The organism is Phenylobacterium sp., assembly GCF_030651755.1.
In the GTDB taxonomy this organism is placed as follows: Bacteria; Pseudomonadota; Alphaproteobacteria; order Caulobacterales; family Caulobacteraceae; genus Phenylobacterium.
In genome coordinates this window covers 1-19,965 of record NZ_JAUSBZ010000009.1, presented here as the reverse complement: position 1 = coordinate 19,965, position 19,965 = coordinate 1, and the positions used below count along the sequence as shown (strand labels likewise).

21 protein-coding genes and 2 tRNA genes are annotated in these 19,965 nt (G+C 69.0%); 6 read left to right on the top strand and 17 right to left on the bottom strand.

What is annotated here, in order from left to right; all coding sequences use genetic code 11:
- Positions 1 to 891, bottom strand: an 891-nt coding sequence (gene mnmH, locus Q7V15_RS00520) for a tRNA 2-selenouridine(34) synthase MnmH (protein ID WP_304752833.1), incomplete at its 3' end; no start/stop codon positions are given.
- 70 nt (positions 892 to 961) lie between these two features.
- Here mnmH and selD point away from each other — a divergent pair.
- On the top strand, positions 962 to 2,005 hold the full coding sequence (gene selD, locus Q7V15_RS00515; protein WP_304752830.1) for a selenide, water dikinase SelD: 1,044 nt from the start codon (positions 962 to 964) through the stop codon (positions 2,003 to 2,005).
- Here selD and Q7V15_RS00510 read toward each other — a convergent pair whose 3' ends face one another.
- The 9 genes from Q7V15_RS00510 to Q7V15_RS00470 form a co-directional block, all read right to left on the bottom strand.
- Positions 2,006 to 2,545 carry a DUF4334 domain-containing protein gene (locus Q7V15_RS00510; RefSeq protein WP_304752826.1) on the bottom strand — a complete coding sequence of 180 codons (540 nt, stop codon included), beginning with the start codon at positions 2,543 to 2,545 and terminating at the stop codon, positions 2,006 to 2,008.
- Positions 2,546 to 2,575: 30 nt separating this feature from the next.
- Positions 2,576 to 3,286: an ABC transporter ATP-binding protein gene (locus tag Q7V15_RS00505; protein WP_304752824.1), complete on the bottom strand. Its 711-nt coding sequence runs from the start codon at positions 3,284 to 3,286 to the stop codon at positions 2,576 to 2,578.
- A complete protein-coding gene (locus Q7V15_RS00500; protein ID WP_304752821.1) occupies positions 3,283 to 4,491 on the bottom strand; it encodes an ABC transporter permease in 1,209 nt (402 codons plus the stop codon). Before Q7V15_RS00500 ends, Q7V15_RS00505 begins: the two co-directional genes overlap by 4 nt.
- A gap of 3 nt (positions 4,492 to 4,494) precedes the next feature.
- Positions 4,495 to 5,568, bottom strand: coding sequence for an efflux RND transporter periplasmic adaptor subunit (locus tag Q7V15_RS00495; protein ID WP_304752818.1), 1,074 nt, complete (start codon positions 5,566 to 5,568; stop codon positions 4,495 to 4,497).
- Positions 5,565 to 5,996 (bottom strand): EVE domain-containing protein, encoded by a 432-nt coding sequence (locus tag Q7V15_RS00490; protein ID WP_304752816.1) that lies wholly within the window; start codon positions 5,994 to 5,996, stop codon positions 5,565 to 5,567. Before Q7V15_RS00490 ends, Q7V15_RS00495 begins: the two co-directional genes overlap by 4 nt.
- Positions 5,997 to 6,053: 57 nt before the next feature.
- The gene (locus Q7V15_RS00485) at positions 6,054 to 7,139 is read right to left on the bottom strand and encodes a carotenoid 1,2-hydratase (RefSeq protein ID WP_304752814.1); all 1,086 of its coding nucleotides are present in this window, start codon (positions 7,137 to 7,139) and stop codon (positions 6,054 to 6,056) included.
- The gene (locus Q7V15_RS00480) at positions 7,139 to 9,691 is read right to left on the bottom strand and encodes an FtsX-like permease family protein (RefSeq protein WP_304752812.1); all 2,553 of its coding nucleotides are present in this window, start codon (positions 9,689 to 9,691) and stop codon (positions 7,139 to 7,141) included. Before Q7V15_RS00480 ends, Q7V15_RS00485 begins: the two co-directional genes overlap by 1 nt.
- Complete coding sequence (locus Q7V15_RS00475; protein WP_304752810.1) at positions 9,681 to 10,376, bottom strand: ABC transporter ATP-binding protein; 696 nt, start codon at positions 10,374 to 10,376, stop codon at positions 9,681 to 9,683. Before Q7V15_RS00475 ends, Q7V15_RS00480 begins: the two co-directional genes overlap by 11 nt.
- Positions 10,377 to 10,469: 93 nt before the next feature.
- On the bottom strand, positions 10,470 to 10,679 hold the full coding sequence (locus Q7V15_RS00470; protein ID WP_293316660.1) for a cold-shock protein: 210 nt from the start codon (positions 10,677 to 10,679) through the stop codon (positions 10,470 to 10,472).
- A 244-nt stretch (positions 10,680 to 10,923) separates the two neighbouring features.
- Between Q7V15_RS00470 and Q7V15_RS00465 the strand changes: the two genes are divergently transcribed.
- Complete coding sequence (locus tag Q7V15_RS00465) at positions 10,924 to 11,721, top strand: DUF547 domain-containing protein (protein ID WP_304752808.1); 798 nt, start codon at positions 10,924 to 10,926, stop codon at positions 11,719 to 11,721.
- Positions 11,722 to 11,797: 76 nt separating this feature from the next.
- Here the strand turns inward: Q7V15_RS00465 and Q7V15_RS00460 are convergent.
- Positions 11,798 to 11,874 (bottom strand) — tRNA-Pro (locus tag Q7V15_RS00460).
- A gap of 129 nt (positions 11,875 to 12,003) precedes the next feature.
- Here Q7V15_RS00460 and Q7V15_RS00455 point away from each other — a divergent pair.
- The 3 genes from Q7V15_RS00455 (at position 12,004) to Q7V15_RS00445 (ending at position 13,789) form a co-directional block, all read left to right on the top strand.
- Positions 12,004 to 12,077 (top strand) — tRNA-Gln (locus Q7V15_RS00455).
- 204 nt (positions 12,078 to 12,281) lie between these two features.
- Positions 12,282 to 13,622: an AarF/ABC1/UbiB kinase family protein gene (locus tag Q7V15_RS00450; protein WP_304752806.1), complete on the top strand. Its 1,341-nt coding sequence runs from the start codon at positions 12,282 to 12,284 to the stop codon at positions 13,620 to 13,622.
- 8 nt (positions 13,623 to 13,630) lie between these two features.
- Positions 13,631 to 13,789: a DUF2256 domain-containing protein gene (locus tag Q7V15_RS00445; RefSeq protein ID WP_304752805.1), complete on the top strand. Its 159-nt coding sequence runs from the start codon at positions 13,631 to 13,633 to the stop codon at positions 13,787 to 13,789.
- A 16-nt stretch (positions 13,790 to 13,805) separates the two neighbouring features.
- On the opposite strand, the gene Q7V15_RS00440 is transcribed toward Q7V15_RS00445, so the two are convergent.
- The 6 genes from Q7V15_RS00440 to ilvD form a co-directional block, all read right to left on the bottom strand.
- Positions 13,806 to 14,510 carry an SOS response-associated peptidase gene (locus tag Q7V15_RS00440; RefSeq protein WP_304752803.1) on the bottom strand — a complete coding sequence of 235 codons (705 nt, stop codon included), beginning with the start codon at positions 14,508 to 14,510 and terminating at the stop codon, positions 13,806 to 13,808.
- Positions 14,511 to 14,623: 113 nt separating this feature from the next.
- Positions 14,624 to 16,024 (bottom strand): hypothetical protein, encoded by a 1,401-nt coding sequence (locus tag Q7V15_RS00435; RefSeq protein WP_304752801.1) that lies wholly within the window; start codon positions 16,022 to 16,024, stop codon positions 14,624 to 14,626.
- Between the two features lie 68 nt (positions 16,025 to 16,092).
- Positions 16,093 to 16,479, bottom strand: a complete 387-nt coding sequence (locus Q7V15_RS00430; protein ID WP_304752798.1) for a hypothetical protein — start codon at positions 16,477 to 16,479, stop codon at positions 16,093 to 16,095.
- A 96-nt stretch (positions 16,480 to 16,575) separates the two neighbouring features.
- Entirely contained in the window at positions 16,576 to 17,187 is a 612-nt protein-coding gene (locus tag Q7V15_RS00425) for a peptidylprolyl isomerase (RefSeq protein ID WP_304752796.1), read from the bottom strand.
- 78 nt (positions 17,188 to 17,265) lie between these two features.
- Positions 17,266 to 17,679, bottom strand: a complete 414-nt coding sequence (locus Q7V15_RS00420) for a hypothetical protein (protein ID WP_304752793.1) — start codon at positions 17,677 to 17,679, stop codon at positions 17,266 to 17,268.
- A gap of 41 nt (positions 17,680 to 17,720) precedes the next feature.
- Entirely contained in the window at positions 17,721 to 19,568 is a 1,848-nt protein-coding gene (ilvD, locus tag Q7V15_RS00415) for a dihydroxy-acid dehydratase (protein ID WP_304752790.1), read from the bottom strand.
- A 97-nt stretch (positions 19,569 to 19,665) separates the two neighbouring features.
- Between ilvD and Q7V15_RS00410 the strand changes: the two genes are divergently transcribed.
- A partial coding sequence (locus tag Q7V15_RS00410; protein ID WP_304752788.1) for a LysR family transcriptional regulator occupies positions 19,666 to 19,965 on the top strand: 300 nt, incomplete at its 3' end.

Below are 19,965 nucleotides of genomic sequence, written 5' to 3'. Positions count from 1 at the left end.
GGCGCCCGCCGCGATCAATTCCCGCCAGCTCGCCCGCCGTTCCGGGCTCGGTGTCACGGGCAGGCGGTCGAACGCGGCCTCCAGGGCCGCGGGATCGGCGGAGATGTCCCCATAGGCGGCGGCCAGATACTGCGCCCGGCTAGCCTGGGGGGCCTCCAGGACGATCCGCGGCGCGGTTTGCATGGCCTGCCACAGGACCGGCGGGGTCATACGGTCGCCGATCTTGCTGGCCTCGGCCTCCACGACGATCGGCCGCGTCAGATCAAGGGCGTCGAGGGTCTGGAGCAGGCGAGACTCAAACAGCTTCTGGTTCGGCTGCGGCCGTCCGGCCAGCGCCCCGAACAGGGAGCCGCGATGCTCAGCCAGGCCCTCCAGGTCGATGGTCTGGACCCCGAGCCTGGCGAGCTCGTGCAGGACTTCGGTCTTGGCCGACCCCGTATGGCCGTCGATGAGCAGGAGCTTGAGGACCTGGGGCGTGTCGTACAGCCGGGCGGTCACCCGCCGGCGATAGGTTCGGTAGCCCCCGCGCAACAGGGTGACCGGCCATCCCACCTGCGACAGGATGGTGGCCATGGCCTCGGATCGCTGGCCGCCGCGCCAGCAATAGATCAGCGGGCGAAAGCTGGCCGGCCGGTCGGCCAGGGCGGTCTCCAGGTGGAGGGCGATATTGCGGGCCACGTGCGCCGCGCCGATCCGCCGGGCGAGGAAGCGGGACTCCTGGACATAGATGGTCCCCACCTCGGCCCTCTGCTGGTCGTCCAGCACCGGCAGGTTCTCGGCGCCGGGCACATGGTCGAGGGCGAACTCGGCGGGGCTGCGCACATCGATGACCGCGTCATAGCGGGCGAGGTCGGCGGCGCTCACCGCCTCGGTCACGTCAAATCCTGGCATAGCGCGCTCCCGCCTCCGCCCCGGTGCTATACAACGATCCGCCGACTCTCCGACACAAGGACACGACCCGATGGCGCAGCAGGTGCGGTTGACCGATCTGGCCCATGGCGGCGGCTGCGGGTGCAAGCTGTCGCCCGCCGTCCTGCGGGAGATCCTGGCCGGCGTGCCCCAGGCGGCCCTGTTCCCGAACCTGATGGTGGGGACCGAGACCTCCGACGACGCGGCCGTGTGGCGGCTTAACGATCAGCAGGCCCTGGTGGCCACCACCGATTTCTTCATGCCGGTGGTGGACGATCCCTATGACTTCGGGCGGATCGCGGCGACCAACGCCATCTCCGACGTCTACGCCATGGGGGCGACCCCGATCTTCGCGCTGGCCATCGTCGGCATGCCCATCGGCCAGCTCTCCACCGAGCAGATTTCAGGAATCCTGGCGGGCGGGGCGGCGGTCTGCGCGCAGGCCGGCATCCCGGTGGCCGGCGGCCACTCCATCGACAGCGTCGAGCCGATCTATGGGCTGGTGGCCCTGGGCCTGGTCCATCCCGATCAGGTGATGACCAACCGCACGGCCAAGGCCGGCGACATCCTGCTGCTCACCAAGGGGCTTGGGGTCGGCGTGCTGAGCGCGGCCTTCAAGCAGCAACGACTGGACGCCGCAGGTTATGAAGCTCTGATCGCCTCCACCACTCAGCTCAACCGGATCGGGGCTGAGTTGGGGGGCTTGGCCGGCGTGCATGCGGTGACAGATGTCACGGGCTTCGGCCTTCTGGGTCACACCCTGGAAATGTGCCGTGGCGCGGGCCTCGCCGCCGAGATCCGCGCCGAGGCGCCGGTCCTGCTGAGCGGGGTGGAAGCCCTTTCCCAGGCTGGCGTCCGCACCGGCGCTTCGGGGCGCAACTGGGGGAGCTATGGTGAGGCGGTCTTCCTGCCGGAGGACTTTCCCGAATGGCGCCGCGACATCCTGTGTGATCCCCAGACCAGCGGCGGACTGCTGATCGCCCTGGATGAGGCCGCGCTGCCGGGGCTCACCGCGCGACTGGGCGAACTGGGCTTTGAGGCGGCGGCCGTCGTGGGTCGGATGGTCGCCGGCGCGCCAGGTATCCGGGTGGTGTGATCAGAGTTTGCCGGACTCTCGGCTCAGCAGGAAGAAGTAGGGTTGCTCGGTGTGGCGCAGGTCCATCAGGCCCAGAAGTCGTCCCCCGTCGACCTTGCGGAAGTGATCGATGATCGGCAGGTCGTCATAGATCATGGCGGTGGAGACCTGTCCCCGATGCGAGACCGCCCGAAGCCTTGCCTTCGGTCGGCGGGTGGCCAGCACCGGCAGCAGCGCCCTGAAGACCCGCCGCGCCGGCGCCGATCGCGCCAGGCCGGGCCAGGCGAGCGGAAGGCCCAAGGGAATCAGCGCCGGGTTGGCCGCCACGTCTCCTGACCCCTGGTGGAACACGAGGGGATCTACGGCGTCGGCCGATGTGAACCGCTTGCCCTTCCAGCCATAGCCGGCCAGCAGGCCATCCAGGGGATGGCCGGTCGGCAGCTCTTCTCCCAGCCAGCTTCCGAGCACCTCGGGCAAGGTGACCGGCGGCAGGGTATCGAAGGCGGCGCGGGCGGCCGCAGGGGAAAGCGCGCTCTGCCGCCACCTGTTCAACCACGGCATTTGATCACCTCACCCGTTTCGCCAGGCTGCCTAACGATCAGTGAGACTGATTGATCCGTCGCCCTCGGCCTGCACCCGCCCGTCCACCAGCTGAATCCGGCGGTCGCAGCGGGCGGCGACGTGTTCGTCATGGGTGCAGATCAGGAAGGTCGCCCGGTCCTCGCGATTGACCTCGCCCATGAGATCCAGGACCTGGCCTGCCGATCGGAGGTCGAGATTGCCGGTGGGCTCGTCGGCGATCACCAGGTCGGGCCTGTTCATCAGCGCCCGGGCGATGGCCACCCGCTGCTTCTGCCCCCCCGACAACCTTGTGGCGGGGAAGTTCGCGCGATCCGCCAGGCCGACCCGGTCGAGCAGGGACAGGGCGCGTTTGCGCATCTCCGGGGAGATACCGCCCGCCGGGGCGGCGGCCGGAAAGGCGACGTTCTCCATGGCCGTGAAGTCCGGCAGCAGGTGATGGAACTGAAAGACGAATCCCAGGCGCTGATTGCGAAAGGCCGCCCGGGCCTTCTCGTTCAGATCATCGACCCGCTGGCCGGCGATCTCGATATCGCCGGCGGTAGGCCGCAGCAACAGGCCGAGAATCGACAGCAGGGTCGACTTTCCAGAGCCTGAGGCGCCGACCAGGGCCACCAGCTCGCCGGCCGCCAGATCCACGTCGATCCCGCGCAGCACCTCGGTCTCTTCGTCGCCATTGCGAAAGGTCATGACGACGCCGCGGGCTTGCAGGACGGAACTCATTGCTGGATCGCCTCCAGGGGATCGATCCGCGAGGCTGACCTCGCCGGGAAGGCCGAGGCCAGCACCGCGCCAATGGTGGTCAGGATCAACACCGCGACGTAGCCGCCCCTTTCCGGCGCGATCGGCAGGGGCGCATTTCCTTCCGCATCGGTCAGGGAGGCCAGGAAGGTGCAGAGCCCATAGCCGCTGACGCACCCCAGCAGGCCGCCCGCCAGCCCGATCAACAGCCCCTGCAGCATGAAGACCGCCACGATGAAGGCCCCCGATATGCCGAAGGCGCGCATGATTCCCACCTCGCTGCGTCGGCGATAGGCCGACAGGACCAGCGCGCTGGCCACCCCGATGATGATCGAGATCAGCGAGAAGATCTGAATCAGGGTCCCGGTCCTACCCTGAGCCTCCAGGGCGTCCTCCAGGTTCAGGTTCTTGTCCTGCCAGGGGGTGGCGCGCAGGCCCGTGGCGCCGGCCAGAAACTCGGCCACCTCCCGCGCCCGCCCGGGATCATCCAGCTTGATCTCGATATTGGTGACCCCTTCGGGCAGGTCAAACAGCGGGCGTGCGGTCTGCAGGGACAGGAAGGCCACCCGGGAATCCAGGCTCTGCAACCCAGTCTTGTAGATGCCGCGCACGGTCAGCAGGCGTTCGCCCCCCCGGTCGGTGCGCAGCAGCACCGGCTGGCCGGCGGTGAGGCCCAGGTCCTCGGCGAGCTGCGTCCCGATCAGCAGGCCGTCGGCCCCCAGCGCGCCTTGGCCTGAGACCAGGTTCGGGGTGATCGGGGTGATGGCGTCGAGACCCTCCGGTTCAAGTCCGGTCACAGAGACCGGCTGCACCGACTCGCCCTTGACCAGAAAGGCGTTGCCGCTGATCTGCGGGCTGAGCGCCGAAACCCCCGGCTGGCGGGTGATCAGTTCGGCGGTGGAGCGCCAGGATCGGATCTGGCGGCGCTGGAAGGTAGAGACCAGGGCCACGCCCTCGGTTCGCACCGCCGGATCGCCGGGTAGGATCTCCGCCAGGCGCGTGGGGGGCTCAAGCGTCACATGCGCGCTGTTGGCCGTGACCTGGTCGGTCAGCCGCACCGCGAGTCCCTCGATCAGGGCGGTGATGAAGATGAAAACCGTGACCCCCAGCGCCACGCCGGTGACCAGCAGGACAGTCTGGGCGGGGTTTGAGGTGAGGTAGCGTCGGGCCACCTTGAGGGCGAACATGGCTCAGCCCGCATCCGGCGGCGAGACTGGCGCCACCTTGTCCCCCGGGCGCAAACCGGCCGGCGTCAGCACCACCCGGTCGCCTGGGGCCAGGCCCTGCTCGATGATCGCCCCTTGGGACGGCCAGCGTGCGATGAGGATGTTCCGGGCCACGACCACATCCTCAGCATCAAGGACATAGGCCTTGGGCGCCGTCGTGGCGTCGACCACGGCCTGGCGGGGAATGACCAGCGCGCCGTCGCGCACCTCGACGACGATGGTCACGTCCACCGAGCGTCCGGGCGCCAGAGCCACGGCGGCCTGGGGTCGAACCTTGACCTGACGTCCGCCGGTGGAGGAGTCGATCTTGGGCGAGACCTCGCTGACCACGGCCTCGAACCGGGTCTCCGCGCCGGACGCGGCGGCCCGCGCGACCATGCCGGGGCGCAGGGCGTCAGCATAGGCCTCGTCCACCTCGGCCAGAATTTCCACGCCGTCCAGGGAGCCCAGTTCGAACAGGGTCGTGGTCGGGGTGACCACCTGCCCGCCGTCGATAGGCCGGACCAGGATGATCCCGGCCATAGGGGCACGGACGACGAACTCCCGGCTGCGGGCGGCTGACGCCCGCGCGGTGGCCTGGGCGGCGGCGACTGCGGCCTCGGCCGAACGGAGCCTGGCCCGGGCCTGGTCCAGGGCGGCCTGGGCGGCGAAGCCCTGACGGGCCAGGGTCTCGGTCCGCTGATAGGCGAGCCTGGCCTCGGCGGTCTCAGCCTGGGCGGCGCGGACCCGGGCCGCGTCGGCCTCGGTCTGAGCCTCTTCCACCGCCGCGCGGATGAGGGCGAGCGGCTGGCCCTTGACCACCTGATCCCCGTCATCGGCCAGCAATTCGATGACCTGCCCGGGATTGGGGGAGCGCACCTCCACAAGATCGAGCGGGCGGACGCGGCCGACCACGGCCAGGACCAGCTCGGTGGCCTGCGGGCGCAGGGTCAGGACTGCAACCTCCGGCGGCCGCCGGCTCATCACCAGGGCGACCGCAGCGATGGCGGCCAGCAGCAGGACAATCGCCGCGAGCCGAAGACGCGCGCGTCCGGTCATCGCGAACCCTTCTGGGGCGCGCCGGCGCAGGTCAGGATGTGGGCCCACTCCTTCTCCGTCACCGGCTGCACCGAGAGCCGGAAGGAGGTGACCAGCGACATGGCCTTCAAGGCCGGGTCAGCCTTGGCCTCGGCCAGGGTGAAGGGCCGGGGCAGGGGTTGGACGGCCCGCACATCGACACAGACAAAGACGCCCTTAGCGTCGGTCGGATCGGGATAGGCCTCGGCGATCACCTCACAGACGCCGACGATCTCCTTGCCGGCCTGGGAGTGGTAGAAAAAGGCCTGATCGCCGCGCTTCATCGCCATCATGTTGAGCTTGGCGGTGTGATTGCGCACCCCGTTCCAGGGCTCTCCGTCCGCGCCACGGGCGACGAGGTCGTCCCAGGAGAATACGTCCGGCTCGGACTTCAGCAGCCAGTAGGCCATCGACCCCTCCTGTCCCCCATGGCGACCATCACCCCAGCGTGCGGCCGTAGCATCATCCTAGAGCGCCAGGGGCGCGTCATAGCCGGTGAGTTCCAGATAGCCTCGAGCGCCCGGCGCGCGCACGGCGCCTTCCCAATAGACCGGCCCGATGGGTCGACTGTCGAGTTCCTGATCATCAAAAAGGGGTTCCAGCCGCCAGACGCGGGTCCCTCCGGTGCTGCGCACCTCGACGTCCCGCGCGATCGGATAGCGGGCGCCGGTCCGTGGCGAGCTCCACCGCCGCCGGGTGGTGAAGCGGACATCTTGAGGCCCGAAGATCGACAGGTCGCCTGTGGCTGTGCGCAGGGAGCCGCCGGCCCACACCGCCTTGCCGGCCGCGTCGCGAACCTCGAACGCCGTCAAGGCGCCGCCATCCTCCAGGTTGAGGGCGACCCAATCCCAGCCCACCGCCCGGGCGTCCAGCAGGGTGGAGGACCATTCCTGGTCGAGCCACGCCTCGCCGGTCACCTCCCGGCGAACGCCGTCCCGGGTCAGGACGCCGGACACTTTCAGGTGCGGCAGGCTGTAATAGTAGCTGGCCTGGTCAGGCCCTGGCCCCTTGCGGCTGAAGCCCGCCTGCCCCTGGCGCAGGACCGGCTGGGTCGGAGCCAGCGCGAGGGCGAGGGTGAAGGTCTCGCCGCCCGCCCTGGCCTGAAGGACTCCAGAACGGTCCCGGCGGAGGCGCCAATCATCCAGGATCAGGTCCATATCGCCCACCTTCGCCTGGGCCAGGCCAAAGCCCTCCCGGGCGATCCGCTGGGCGTGGCTCAGCCGGCCAAGGGCAGGGTCGGAGATGGCCGCATGGGCGAAGATGATCTGCCGGGGCGAGAACGCGCTGGGATTGCGCGGGTCAGCCCCGGTGCGCACGCGGAAGAAGGTGATCTGAAACCCCAGGGCCTGACCCCGGTCTTCCAGCCAGCCGGTGACATACCACCACTCCGTCCGGAACGCCGGATGGGCGCCATGATCGGCCGGAAAGATCAGTCGACGCCCCGGCGTGACAGGCGCGAAGACCACGGCTTCGCGCCCCTGGGCGAAGACCCGGGACGACGGCAGGACAAGACCGGCGCCGATCAGGGCGGCCAGGGCGCGTCTTCCGATCATCACCAGTCCTCCCGAACGGCCTGAACTGCGGTGTTCGACAAGGCGCCGCGGCCCGCCAGGACGGCGGCTCCGGCCGAGGTGGCCACCAGGGCCACCCCCAGGGTCGCCATCAAGGCCCAGGGCAGCCGGGTCTCCATGGTCCAGTTGAAGGACTGCGGATTGACCACGTGGATCAGCACCTGGCTCATGACCACGCCAAGGGTCAGACCTGCCAGGGCGCCCACGACGCCCAGCAGCGCCCCTTCGGCAGCCAGCATGCCCACGATCTCACCCCGTTGAACGCCCACGTGGCGAAGCATGCCGAACTCCTTGCGCCGGGCCAGGGTCTGGGCCGAGAAAGTCGTCGCCACCCCAGCCAAGCCGACCAGGATGGCGATGGCCTCCAGGGCGTAGGTGACCGCGAAGGACCGGTCGAAGATCCGCAGCGCGATCGCGCGGATTTCCCGGGGCTCGGCGAAGTCGGCGCCGGCCGCCAGGGCGGGCGGCAGGCGCGCCCGCAGGGCGGGTATGGCGGCGGCTGGCGAGACCCCCGGCGCCAGGGTGATGGAGGCCTCCGCGCGATCTGGATCGCCGGTGAGGGCGCTATAGGCGGCCTGGTCCATCAGCAGGGCCCCGAACTGGTTGGAATAGTCCCGCCAGACTCCGGCTACGAACACTTCCGGTCCGGCGTCCGGCGCAACAGGCAGGACAAGGGTGTCCCCGGGACTCAGCTTGTAGAGCCTGGCCATGGGCTCAGAGATCCACACAGGAATACCGTCCCTCTCCGCCGTTGCGCCGGCGCTGGGCAAATTCTCCCCCGCGCCGGCCCCAGGCCGACCACGGGCGCTCACCTGAATGGGCGGGAGGTCGGGATTGAGTCGCAGGGCGAAGCTCTGGCGAAACTCCACGGCCGCGGCCTGAGGCGCGGCGGACAGTCTGGACTGGGCGGCGGGGTCGAGGGCCAGGCCGGGCTCAAGGCGCATATAGAGATCAGCCGGCAATATCTGGGTCAGCCACTCTTCGACGGAGCCGCGGAAGCTGGTCACCATCACCGCCATGGCCACCATCAGGCTTGTGCTGGCGACGATGCCGCTGAGCGCGACCGCCGCCTGCCGCGGAGCCCCCCACAGGCGGGCGATGGCCAGGGCGATGGAGGGCGGGGGATGGTTCAGATTGCGGAGGGGAGACAAGAGCCCGCGGGCGAGCCAGGGCATGGCGCCCACGCCTCCAGCCAGGATCAGGGCGATGGCGCCATAGCCGAACAGGGGCACGCCCCCCACGGGCGGGCCGAGAGCGGCGACTCCCCCAGCGGCCAGCAGGCCAAGGCTGATCCAGGGGGGACGCAACCCTCCCACATCGGCGGCCTCGCCGGAGCCGGACTTGAGCGCCACGGCGGCCGGCGTCCGCTCCGCCTGCAGGGCGGGCAGCAGGCTGCCCAGGAGGGCGATGGTCACCCCGAGACCGAATATGACCAGGGCCGCCAGCGGGGTGAACGCCAGAGGTGGCCGGCCGCCGCTGAAATAGCCGCCCCCCAGGTCGCCCCCCAGCACGCGAAGGGCCAGCTCGGCCAGACCTGCGCCCAGGGCGACCCCGAGGGCGGCGCCGATGAGTCCCAGGACGGCGCCTTCGATCAGCACCTGGTGAAGCATGCCGCGGGCCGGCAGGCCAAGCACCCTCAGGAGCGCGAACTGCGGCCGACGACGGACGACGGACAGAGATTGGGCCGAATAGACCAGAAAGCCGCCGGTCAGCAGGGCCACCAGGGCCAGCATCTGGAGATTGACCCGGTAGGCGCGCGACAGGCTCTCGGTCCGGCGCATCTCGCTCTGCGGCGTGACCAGGGCCGCCTCGGCCGGCAACAGCGCGCGCACGCTGGCCTCTACGGACCGGCGGTCAGCGCCGGGCGCGAGGCGCAGATCGATGCGCTGCAGACGTCCGAGCTGTTCGAACCGCCATTGGGCGGCGGCGATGTCGATCACCCCCAGGGAGCGATCGCCGCTGATCCCCTCCAGCACCCCGACAATGCGAAACTCAGCGCTCTGTCCGGCGGCGTTGACCTGCACCCGTTCGCCCACCTGCCGGCCAGACTGTTGCAGAGCCGCGGCGGACAGGGTGATGACTTCCTGGTCAAACAGGGCGTCGGCCGTGGTCACCCCTCCCGCGGCGTCACCAGCAATGGGACGGCCCAACAGGTTGGGGGTGACAGAGAACGCCCTTAGCGGGTCCAGGCCCAGAAGTGTGAGCCGCTCGCCACCCTCGATCCGGGCGTCTAGCTCCACCAGGGGGCTGGCTGAGGCTACGCCCTCCATGCGGGCCAGTTGCGGGTAGAGGTTTTCGTCAAATCCTGTGCGACTGGCCGCCTGAATCTGGAGATCGGCGGCGCCGCTGACGCTGCGGACGGCGCCGGCGAACTCGTCCAGGGCCGAGCGGTTGACCAGGTGGACCGCCAGGCCAAGCCCCACCCCGACGGCAATGGCCAGGACGGCGGCCAGGGCGCGGCCGGGCTGGGCCCGCCATTCACCCAGCACCATCCAGGCCAGCATCTGGAGACTGAGGCCAGGCCTAGTCCCCATGGACTGCGAGTCCCTGGGCGGTGAGGGTCAGGACCCGGTCGGCCGCCGCCGCCGCCCGTTCTGAGTGGGTGACGATCACCGCCGCCGCGCCTGAAGCCCGGACCCGGTCGCACAAGAGGGTCAGGATCGTCTCGGCGGTCTGAGGATCGAGATTGCCGGTCGGCTCGTCAGCCAGCACCAGGGCGGGGCTGTGGACCAGGGCGCGAGCCAGGGCGATTCGCTGCATCTCGCCGCCGGAAACCTGGGCGGGGAAGTCTCCCCCGCGGCCCGGCAGGCCCACCTGGCCCAGCATGAGATTGGCCTCAGCCAGGGCATGGGCCTGTCTTTGGCGGGCGAGGACCAGGGGCAGGGCCACGTTCTGAGCCAGGGTCAGGTGAGGCAGGATGTGAAAGGCCTGGAAGACAAAGCCAATCCGATCCCGCCGCAGGCCGGTGCGGGCCTCTTCGTTCAGGGCCGCGAGATCGACGCCGTCAATCTCAATGCGTCCGCGATCGGCTTGATCCAAGCCGGCGAACAGATTCAGCAGGGTGGACTTGCCGACACCCGATTCGCCCATGATGGCGACGATCTCGCCTGGCGCCATGCACAGGTTCAGACCCGCGAACAGCACACGACCGCCCGGCACGCTCTTGGCCAGGTCGGTAATCAAGAGCGGAGGGGAGGGCAGACTGGAGCCGGCGACCATGGACGCCAGACTAGAGGGGCGGGAAGGTCCCGTCGCGCCTCAATATCAATAAAGGTCGAAGCCCCGGCCGTCGCCGACCGGGGCCCGTATCCTTTAGGCCTTCTGGAGCTGGCCGGCGGACATCTTGCCCGACTTACGGTCCTTCTCGAGTTCGAAGGAAAGCTTGTCGCCTTCGTTCACCGAGCTCATGCCCGCTTGTTCAACGGCGCTGATGTGGAGAAACACGTCGGCTCCGCCATCATCGGGCTGAATGAAGCCATAGCCCTTCGTGGCGTTGAACCACTTCACTGTTCCGGTCGTCATAGTTTGCTCATTTCCTGTAGCTTGCGCCGCACCCTGTACCCATAGAACGGTCTCTGGCAAACAAATCCCTGCATTTTGGGTGAAAGTTTCTTGGCGCCTCCCCGCAGGAAGGCCCCCAAAAACTTTCTGGGCGACATGAGATCGTCCCAAAAAACTGGCCCGGACGCAACCGTTTCGGCAGATCGACCGAACCTTCTTGAGTCGCGTGGACCCGTCTAACGTGCGCGCCGCGGAGGGAGAGACGATGAATCCGGCACAACCCGATATGGTGCGGCGTAGCTTGCTGGGCCTGGGATTGGCCGCCCTGGCTGTCGGTGGGAGACCGGGCACCGCCCTGGGCGCCCCGGTCGGCGACGCCGCCTTCGACCGTCTGCTGGCCCGCTATGTCCGAACGGGAAAGGACGGGATCAATCGCGTGGATTACGCCGTCTGGCGCGCCGCCCCGGCGGATCGGGAAACCTTGGGCGGCTATATTCGTACTCTGCAGGCGGTCTGGCCAAAGATCCTGTCGGAAAAGCAGAGGATGGCCTTCTGGATCAATCTCTACAATGCCGAGACCTTGAGGGTGGTCCTGGACGCCTATCCTGTCCGATCGATCCGGGCGATCAGGCCGACCCTGGTCTCCGTAGGCCCCTGGAAGGCCAAGACCCTGACCGTGGATGGTGAACGCCTGTCGCTGGACGATATCGAAAATCGCATTCTGCGCGGAGGTTTTGGCGACCCGCGGATTCACTATGCGCTGAACTGCGCCTCGCTCGGATGTCCTGACCTGATGGCGCGCACCTGGCGCGGCGACACCCTGGCCGTTGATCTGGACCGGGCGGCCCGCGCCTATGTCAATCACCCCCGCGGTGTTCGGATCACCCCCAGGGGACTGGTGCTCTCGTCCATCTACAGATGGTACCGAACGGACTTCGGCGGCGGCGACGCCGCCATCCTGGCGCATCTGGCGACCTTTGCCGACCCGTCCCTGCGCGCGGTCCTTGATAGCCGTCCAGGGATCGTCGGCTACGACTATGACTGGAGCCTCAACGACGTTTAGCGCCCGGCGGACGGCGCTTCACACAGGCTTGCTATTGCGGGGGGGAAACACGCCCGCCGCAGGGCGGCGGGAGGAATGGTCGGAGTGGCAGGATTCGAACCTGCGACCCCCGCGTCCCGAACGCGGTGCTCTACCAGACTGAGCCACACTCCGACTTGGAGGCGGCCTTATAGAGGAGCGGTTTGGGCGCCGCAAGCGACCGGACGGCCGTTGCATCTGGAATCGGCTTTTGCTATTCCCACGCCCTCGCCGCGGGGGGACACCCTCCGCTGCCGTTCCTGCTGGGGAATGGTGTAATGGTAACACAGCGGTTTTTGGTACCGTCGTTCTAGGTTCGAGTCCTAGTTCCCCAGCCAAGGTTTCAAGCCCGTCGCGCACATTCGCGACGGCGAAGCTCTAGACCCTCAACGCCTTTTCCCGCCGCGACATCTGCGCGCCCTGGCCAAGTTCTGAGCGCGTCACCACATCGCCGGTGAAGGCCGTCTACGCCGTTGGAGTGAGAGGTCGCGTCGATTTCGGCAGCGAGCTTTTCCTGGGCTGGGGGCAAGGGATCAGCTGGCATGACTCAATCTCGCTATCGCAAGGTGCCGTCGGGACGGATGGCGCGCCTGGCGTCCTTCGGCCAGCTGGCCGGGGGGGTGGCCGGCGGGATGATCGCCGAGGGGGCCCGCCGTCTGGCGGACGGCCAACGCCCGCAGCTCTCCGACCTGATGCTGACGCCGGCCAACGCCCTGCGGGTGACCGAACAGCTGTCGCGCCTGCGCGGCGCGGCGATGAAGCTCGGCCAGATGATCTCGATGGACGGCGGCGACGTTCTGCCGCCGGAACTTGCTACGATCCTGGGGCGGCTGCGGGACGCGGCTCACTTCATGCCCCCCGCCCAGCTGCACCGGGTTCTCAAGGGCGCGTGGGGGGCGGACTGGCGCCAGAGGTTCGCACACTTCGAGACCACGCCGATCGCCGCGGCTTCCATCGGCCAGGTTCACCGCGCCACCCTGCGCGACGGGCGTCTGTTGGCCATCAAGGTGCAGTATCCGGGCGTCGCCGCCAGCATCGACGCCGATGTGGACAATGTGGCCAGCCTGCTTCGCATGTCCGGCCTGCTGCCCGGCGGCCTCGACATCGGTCCGCTGCTGGCCCACGCCAAGCGCCAGCTGCGCGAGGAGGCGGACTACCTCCGCGAGGCCGACCAGATGCGTCGCTACCGCGCCCTTCTGGCCGATGAGCCGGCCTTCATCGTGCCAGAACCCGTGGAGGATTTCTGCCGTGAGCGGGTGCTGGCCATGGATTTCATCCCTGGCGAGCCCATCGAGACGCTGCAGGCCGCCCCTCAGGCGGTCCGCGACGGCGCCATGGCGGCCCTCATCGGCCTGGCCCTGCGCGAGCTGTTCGCGTTCGGCTACATGCAGACCGACCCCAACTTCGCCAACTACCGCTGGCAGGCGAGAAGCCAGAAGATCGTGCTGCTCGACTTCGGCGCGGCCATGGCGGTGAGCGACCATACTGCGGGCGCCTATCGCCGAGTGGCGCAGGCGGGGCTGTCAGAGGACCTGCCGGCCCTGTGCCTGGCGCTGGTGGAGGCGGGCTTTCTCTCGCCTGTCCTGCTTCAGCGCCATGGCCCCGCCATCGATGAGATGATCGGGGTCCTGCTGCGTCACCTGGGCCGGCCGGGCCTGTTCGATTTCGCCGACCGCACCTTTGTGGAGCAGGTGCGACAGAAGGCCGAGACCATCGCCGCAGACCGGGCCGCCTGGCACGCGCCCCCGGCCGAGACCCTGTTCGTCCAGCGCAAGGTGAGCGGCATGGCTCTGCTGGCCATCCGCCTGAGCGCGCGGGCGCCCCTGCGCGACATGGTGGCCCAGATGGTCGACCCCGCGCCGGCCGGCCTGGGCCAGGACTGAAGGCCGTCATGGCGCGGATGCGACAGAAGGCCGACCTGCCGACCAAGGTCTGCGTCGCCTGCGGCCGACCCTTCGCTTGGCGCAGGAAGTGGGCGCGGGACTGGGATCAGGTGAAGTACTGTTCCGATCGTTGCCGCGCGGCCAAGCCGGCGCCCCCTGGGACCTGAGCGTCTCGCGCCTCGGTCAGAGCAGCCGGCGCATCTCCGGGGAGATCAACTGCTCCCGGGGGCTCTCGGTGACCACATAGGCGCCTGAGCCCGGCAGATCCTCCAGCAACGCTTTGCCGGGCCCTTCCAGGTCTAGCCAGGCCAGGCCCTGGGCCAGGCTGAGCGTTGGCGGGGCGCGGTCATGGAAGGGGGCGATGTCGGCGGGCGCCAGGCCCGTGACGAAGGCGAAGCTCTCCAGGCCGCCAGGCTGGTCCTGCGGCTCAGACCGCTCCCACAGGCCGGCGAAGACCCGCACATCCTCGTCGGCCCAGGCGATCTCGTGGCGGGTCTTGGGCTTGCCCTTCTTCCAGCCAGGCGGCTCGGAATACTCGATGAAGCTGGTCAGGGGCACGAGGCAACGTCTGCGCCGATAGGCCTCGCGAAAGGTGGGCGCGGTGTCCACCGTCTCGATCCGCGCATTGGTGCAGAGATTGCGCCAGGCGCTCAGGGGTCCGCGGTGAAAGGCCGGCACCAGCCACCAGCGCATCTCGAGCCCCTCCAGCCCGGCCGAGGGATCGCCGGGATCAACGGCGCGCAGGATGGTCGCCCGGTCGGTGGGGCGGATCGGCTCGTCCAGGTCGCGATTGGGTTCGGCGTCGGCCCAGCGGATGGGGATGTTGATCTCGGAGAAACGCTCGGTGAGCGGGCCGCGGGCGATCCGCTTCTGATACTCATTGCACATGACGGGAGCCTTGGCCGTGTTGAGGGGCGAGACTAGACCTTGCGGGCCTGTTGCGCAGCAGGGTTGGCCACGGGCGCCTCCGGGACCTTGCCCCAGAAGCGCCCGCGGACCGGTCACCCGATCTTCAGGCGGACAAAGGCCATGCCGCCGCGCGGATCGCCGTAGTCATCACCCAGCGCGCCGGGAATGTCGAAGGCGCTGACCAGGGCGCCCAGGCCGATCTTCACCCGGGGCGATATCCGCCAGTCGTGGATGGCGCCGAGGGACAGCCGGGCCACGCGGGTGGTCTCCCCGTGGCCATGGCCGGCCAGTTCGTTCTGATCCACCTGCTCGGCCCGGCCAAAGAAGGTCCAGCGGTCATCGGGGCTGTAGGCGGCCTCTGTCAGGCCCGCCCACAGGACATCGCCGGGAACCACGTCCTTTCGTACCGCCGCCACCGTCACAGCCAGCAGGCCATCGTCCCCGACAGGCCTGGCATAGGCGGCGCTGAGGGACAGGCGACGCTCGTCGTGATGAGGGTCAAGCGCTTCTGGGCTATGGATGTCGGCGTAGCTCGCCTGCAGGGCCCAACTGGGCGCGGGGTTGTAGGAGACCCGCGCCGACCAGGAATCCAGCGGGCCGGTCTCGATGTCCCAGCGCTGGGCGTCCGGCTCGCGGCCGCGGAAGGCCGAGGCTTCCAGCTTCCAGTCGTCGCGCACAAGGCCTGCGGTGAGGACGCCAAAAGTGATGTGGGTGGAATCCATCCAGTGATGGCTGATGGGCGCCTCGGGACTATCGAGGCCGGAGAAGCGGTGCATGAAAGACGGCGGGCCATAGGCGGGCTCCCCTGGCAGGCCGCCATAGATGAAGAGGCTGGAGCGGGACGAAAGCGGCAGGCTGTAGCTGGCTGACAGCTCCATGAAGGCTTCGTGCGGATGTTGCCGGTCGACCAGCAGATTGACCCCGTCGGCGGTCTCGCCGGCGGCCAGCAGCAGAGGATAGCCGGACTTGCCCATGAACGGGTCGGGACTGAGCATGGCCCGCAGGCTCAGCACGCCTGGCCCCACCGGGCGTTGGGCCATGCCCATGATCATGCCGGCCACAAAGGCCTTGTCGCCGCCGCGGGGACCGCCCTGGTCGACATAGACGCCGTTCAGCAGGACATGGCCCATGGCCTGCCAGCCGCCTAGGGGGATCATCTGGCCCATATGCGGACTGAGGTCCGGCTGCCAGGCCGTGCCTGAGGCGTCCCGGCTCATGGGATAGGGGCCAAGGGCGCTGGTCATCGCCCCGTGCTCAGGCCCGTGGCCCATGGCCGCGTGGTCCATGGATCCATGACCCATGGCGGCGTGATCGACAGGGTCGGCTTGGGCGGCTGGGGCGGCTGGGGCTGGGCTGTGGTGGCCGGCATGGGGATCGGCCGCCATATCCTGGGCCTGGGCTAGACCGCCCGGGGCGGCGAAGGTCAGGGCGGCGAAGGTCAGGGCGGTGGCGGACGCTGTCGCGCCGCGGCCGCGGGGGAGTGGTCGCATCATGTGAGCGCCTTGAAAATCTGTTCGCGTGAAGACACGCCCGGAGCCGGGACGCGTGGCGGTCGTGGTCTTCAGGCGAAGGGGCGGGGCCGTCCGGGTTCAGGGGGCACGGCCAGGCCCACCAGCCGCGGCGAGGCGGTCTGGAAGACCTGCAGGGACTCCACACGGGGGCTCGCCCCAATCAATGCGCCAGGCAACAGAACCGGGGCCGGCGCGCACCCTATGCAGCAGCTCATCAACCGGTCCGGACTGAGGGGGGCCTCAGTCGAGCCCCCTTGTGCGCCTTCGAAGGGTCGGGTGATCCCCGCGCCGCGGACCTCATCGGGGGGCATCACCATCGCCTCATGGCAAGGCGGCGGCGTCACTGCGTGCGTGGGCGCAGCTCGGGCCACGGACGAGAGTCCAAGGCCGAGGGTCAAGAGCACGAGCAGCAGGATGCGCATCAACGCCATGGCCAAGGGTTAGGCCCCCGCGTCCTGCCCCGCAAGACCTCGCCCCTCGAGCGAGCGCGCGTTTTGCTCGGATAACCGGTTCTCACCTATGGGAAGGCGCTCCTAGACCCGCCGCAGGGTCTCGATGATGACCGGCGTCTTCAGCCACTGGTCCTTCTGATCGGCGAACTTTGTTTCGCCACCGGTGGGCTGGGCGAGGATCTTCTGGGCGGTGGGCAGGCCGGAGACGACCTTGCCGAAGGCGGCATAGCCCAGATTGTCTCCCGGCTGATCGGGGCGGGCGTCCAGAAAGCTCTGGTCGCCGAGGCAGATAAAGAAGGTGTTGGTGGCCGTGCCCGGGGCGAACCGGCCCAGGGAGATCGTCCCGTGGGTGTGACTGAGGCCCGTCAGGGTCGTGCTCTCATGCCGGATCGGCGGAAAGGGCCTGGCCGTGGCCGGGGGCTGGGCGACGATGGTCCCCTCGGTGGGCGCCCAGTCGCTGCGGGCGGCGCGGAAGAACTGGCCGCCGTCATAGGCCTTGGCGTCCACATAACGCAGGAAGTTGGCGCTGGTCAGGGGCGCCTTCTGGTCCTCCAGTTCGATGACGATGGTTCCCTGCGCCGTCTTCATGGTCACGCGCGGCTTGGCGCCCTGGGCCAACGCCAATTGCGGCGCCGTCAGGACAAGACCAGCGCCGAGAATGAGGCTGCGGCGGGGAAGCGTGCTGGACGACATGGAGGCTCCTGGGTCTGCGCGGGACCAGTCTAGCGCCTTCGGACGCACAACGGAATCTCCAGGCCGCCCCGAAACCGACTACCGGTAACGGGGCCCGGCGAACCGGCCTTCGGTGCGGCTCATGCCGACGGTGACGGTGGCGCAGTCGCCGATGGGCTGGGTGACGACGCCGCCGACTTCACGGTACCCGCCGGTGCCGACGCTGCCCCAGACCTGGCCATGGGGCTGGTTGTCGACCCGGGTCGGGCATCGCCCCTGCTGCGCCTGGGCGACCGCCTCAGGGGCGGGCTCGCCGGCTATCACGCGGCGGGCCCAGTCGCCGGGTGCTTCGGCGCGCACGGTCGGCTCCGGATCCTGGCCGAGCGGGGCCGCCGAGGCCGAAGCGCTCGGCGGATCGCCCGTGCGGCCCGTGGCGATGGGACCGTCCTGCGCGAGGGCGGACCCCCCGTAGGCGGCGGCGAGCAGGGCTGCGGTGAAGGCTGCGGGTTTCATGCCGCGAGCCTCAGCCCCGGACGTGGCCAGATAAGGGCGCCTCAGCGCTTCTGATCCACGTCCCGCACGGCGCCGCGGGCGGCGCTGGTGGTGAAGGCCGCATAGGCCCGCAGGGCCGGCGTGACCTTCCGCTTGCGCGGGCCAGGATGCCAGGCCTCAGGTCCCCGGGCCTCCATGGCCGCGCGGCGCTCGGCCAGCACGGCGTCATCCACCGCCAGGCGGATGGTGCGGCCCGGAATATCGATCTCGATCCGGTCGCCGTTCTCCACCAGGCCGATCAGGCCGCCCTCGGCCGCTTCGGGAGAGACATGGCCGATCGACAGGCCCGAGGTGCCGCCAGAAAAGCGCCCGTCGGTGATCAGGGCGCAGGCCTTCCCCAGGCCCTTAGATTTCAGATAGCTGGTGGGATAGAGCATCTCCTGCATGCCCGGCCCGCCACGGGGGCCCTCATAGCGGATCACCACCACGTCGCCGGCCACGATCTTGCCGGTCAGGATGGCGCTGACGGCGTCGTCCTGGCTCTCGAACACCCGGGCAGGACCTGAAAAGACCAGGATGCTGTCGTCGACGCCCGCCGTCTTCACGATGCAGCCGTCCTCGGCCAGGTTGCCGCTCAGCACGGCCAGGCCGCCATCCTGGGAGAAGGCGTGCTCGACGCTGCGGATCACCCCGCCTTCGCGGTCCAGGTCGAGCTCCTTCCAGCGGCGGCTCTGGCTGAAGGCCACCTGGGTGGGCACGCCGCCCGGCGCGGCCTTGAAGAAGGTCTGGACCGCCTCGCTCTCGGTGCGGCTGATGTCCCAGCGCTCAAGGGCCTCACCCATGCTCTTGGAATGGATGGTGGGCAGGTCGGTATGCAGCAGGCCGCCGCGCTCCAGCTGGCCCAGGATGGCCATGACTCCGCCGGCCCGGTGGACGTCCTCCATGTGCACATCGGCCTTGGCCGGGGCCACCTTGGACAGGCAGGGCACCTGGCGCGACAGCCGGTCGATGTCCTTCATGGTGAAGTCGATCTCCGCTTCGTGCGCGGCGGCCAGCAGGTGCAGGACCGTATTGGTCGAGCCGCCCATGGCGATATCCAGGCTCATGGCGTTCTCAAAGGCCCGGAAGCTCGCCACATTGCGCGGCAGGACGCTGTCGTCCTCCTGCTCGTAATAGCGCTTGGTGATGTCGACGATCAGGTGGCCCGCCTCCAGGAACAGGCGCTCCCGGTCGGCATGGGTGGCCAGCGTCGAGCCGTTGCCCGGCAGGGAGAGGCCCAGGGCCTCGGTCAGGCAGTTCATGGAATTGGCGGTGAACATGCCCGAGCAGGAGCCGCAGGTGGGGCAGGCGGCGCGCTCGATGGCGGCCACGTCGGCGTCGCTGACGGACTCATCGGCCGCGGCGACCATGGCGTCCACCAGGTCCAGCGCCACTTCCTTGCCGTCAATCACCACCTTGCCGGCCTCCATAGGCCCGCCGGAGACGAAGACGGTGGGGATGTTCAGGCGCAGGGAGGCCATCAGCATGCCCGGCGTGATCTTGTCGCAGTTGGAGATGCAGACCAGCGCGTCCACGCAGTGGGCGTTGGCCATGTACTCGACACTGTCGGCGATCAGCTCCCGGGACGGCAGGCTGTAGAGCATGCCGTCGTGGCCCATGGCGATGCCGTCATCCACCGCGATGGTGTTGAATTCCTTGGCCACCCCGCCGGCCCGCTCGATCTCGCGAGCGACCAGCTGGCCCAGATCCTTCAGGTGGACGTGGCCCGGGACGAACTGGGTGAAGGAATTGACCACCGCGATGATCGGCTTGCCGAAGTCGCCGTCCTTCATGCCGGTGGCGCGCCACAGGCCGCGGGCGCCGGCCATGTTACGGCCGTGGGTCGAGGTGCGGGAGCGATAGGCGGGCATGGGCGGCGTCCTTATGGGTCGCCTCCCGCATAGCGGCCGGCGTCCCGCGAGAGAAATATACTTTTCAGGCGCTTTTAGGTCGCGGTAGATATGAGTGATGGATGTCCGTCAGCTCCGACACTTCGAGGCCGTGGCCGAGACCCTGCATTTCGGGCGGGCCGCCGCACGGCTGAACATGACCCAGCCGCCGCTCAGCCAGTCGATCCAGGCTCTGGAGCGAGAGCTGGGCGCGGAGCTCTTTTCCCGCACCAAGCGCAGCGTCGCGCTGACGCCGTTTGGGGCGCAGCTCCTCACCCATGTCCGTTCAGCGCTGGCCGAACTGGCCGCCCTGCCGGATATCGCGCGAAGACTGCGGGACGGAGAGGCCGGCCGTCTGGCGCTCTCCTTCGTCAGCACC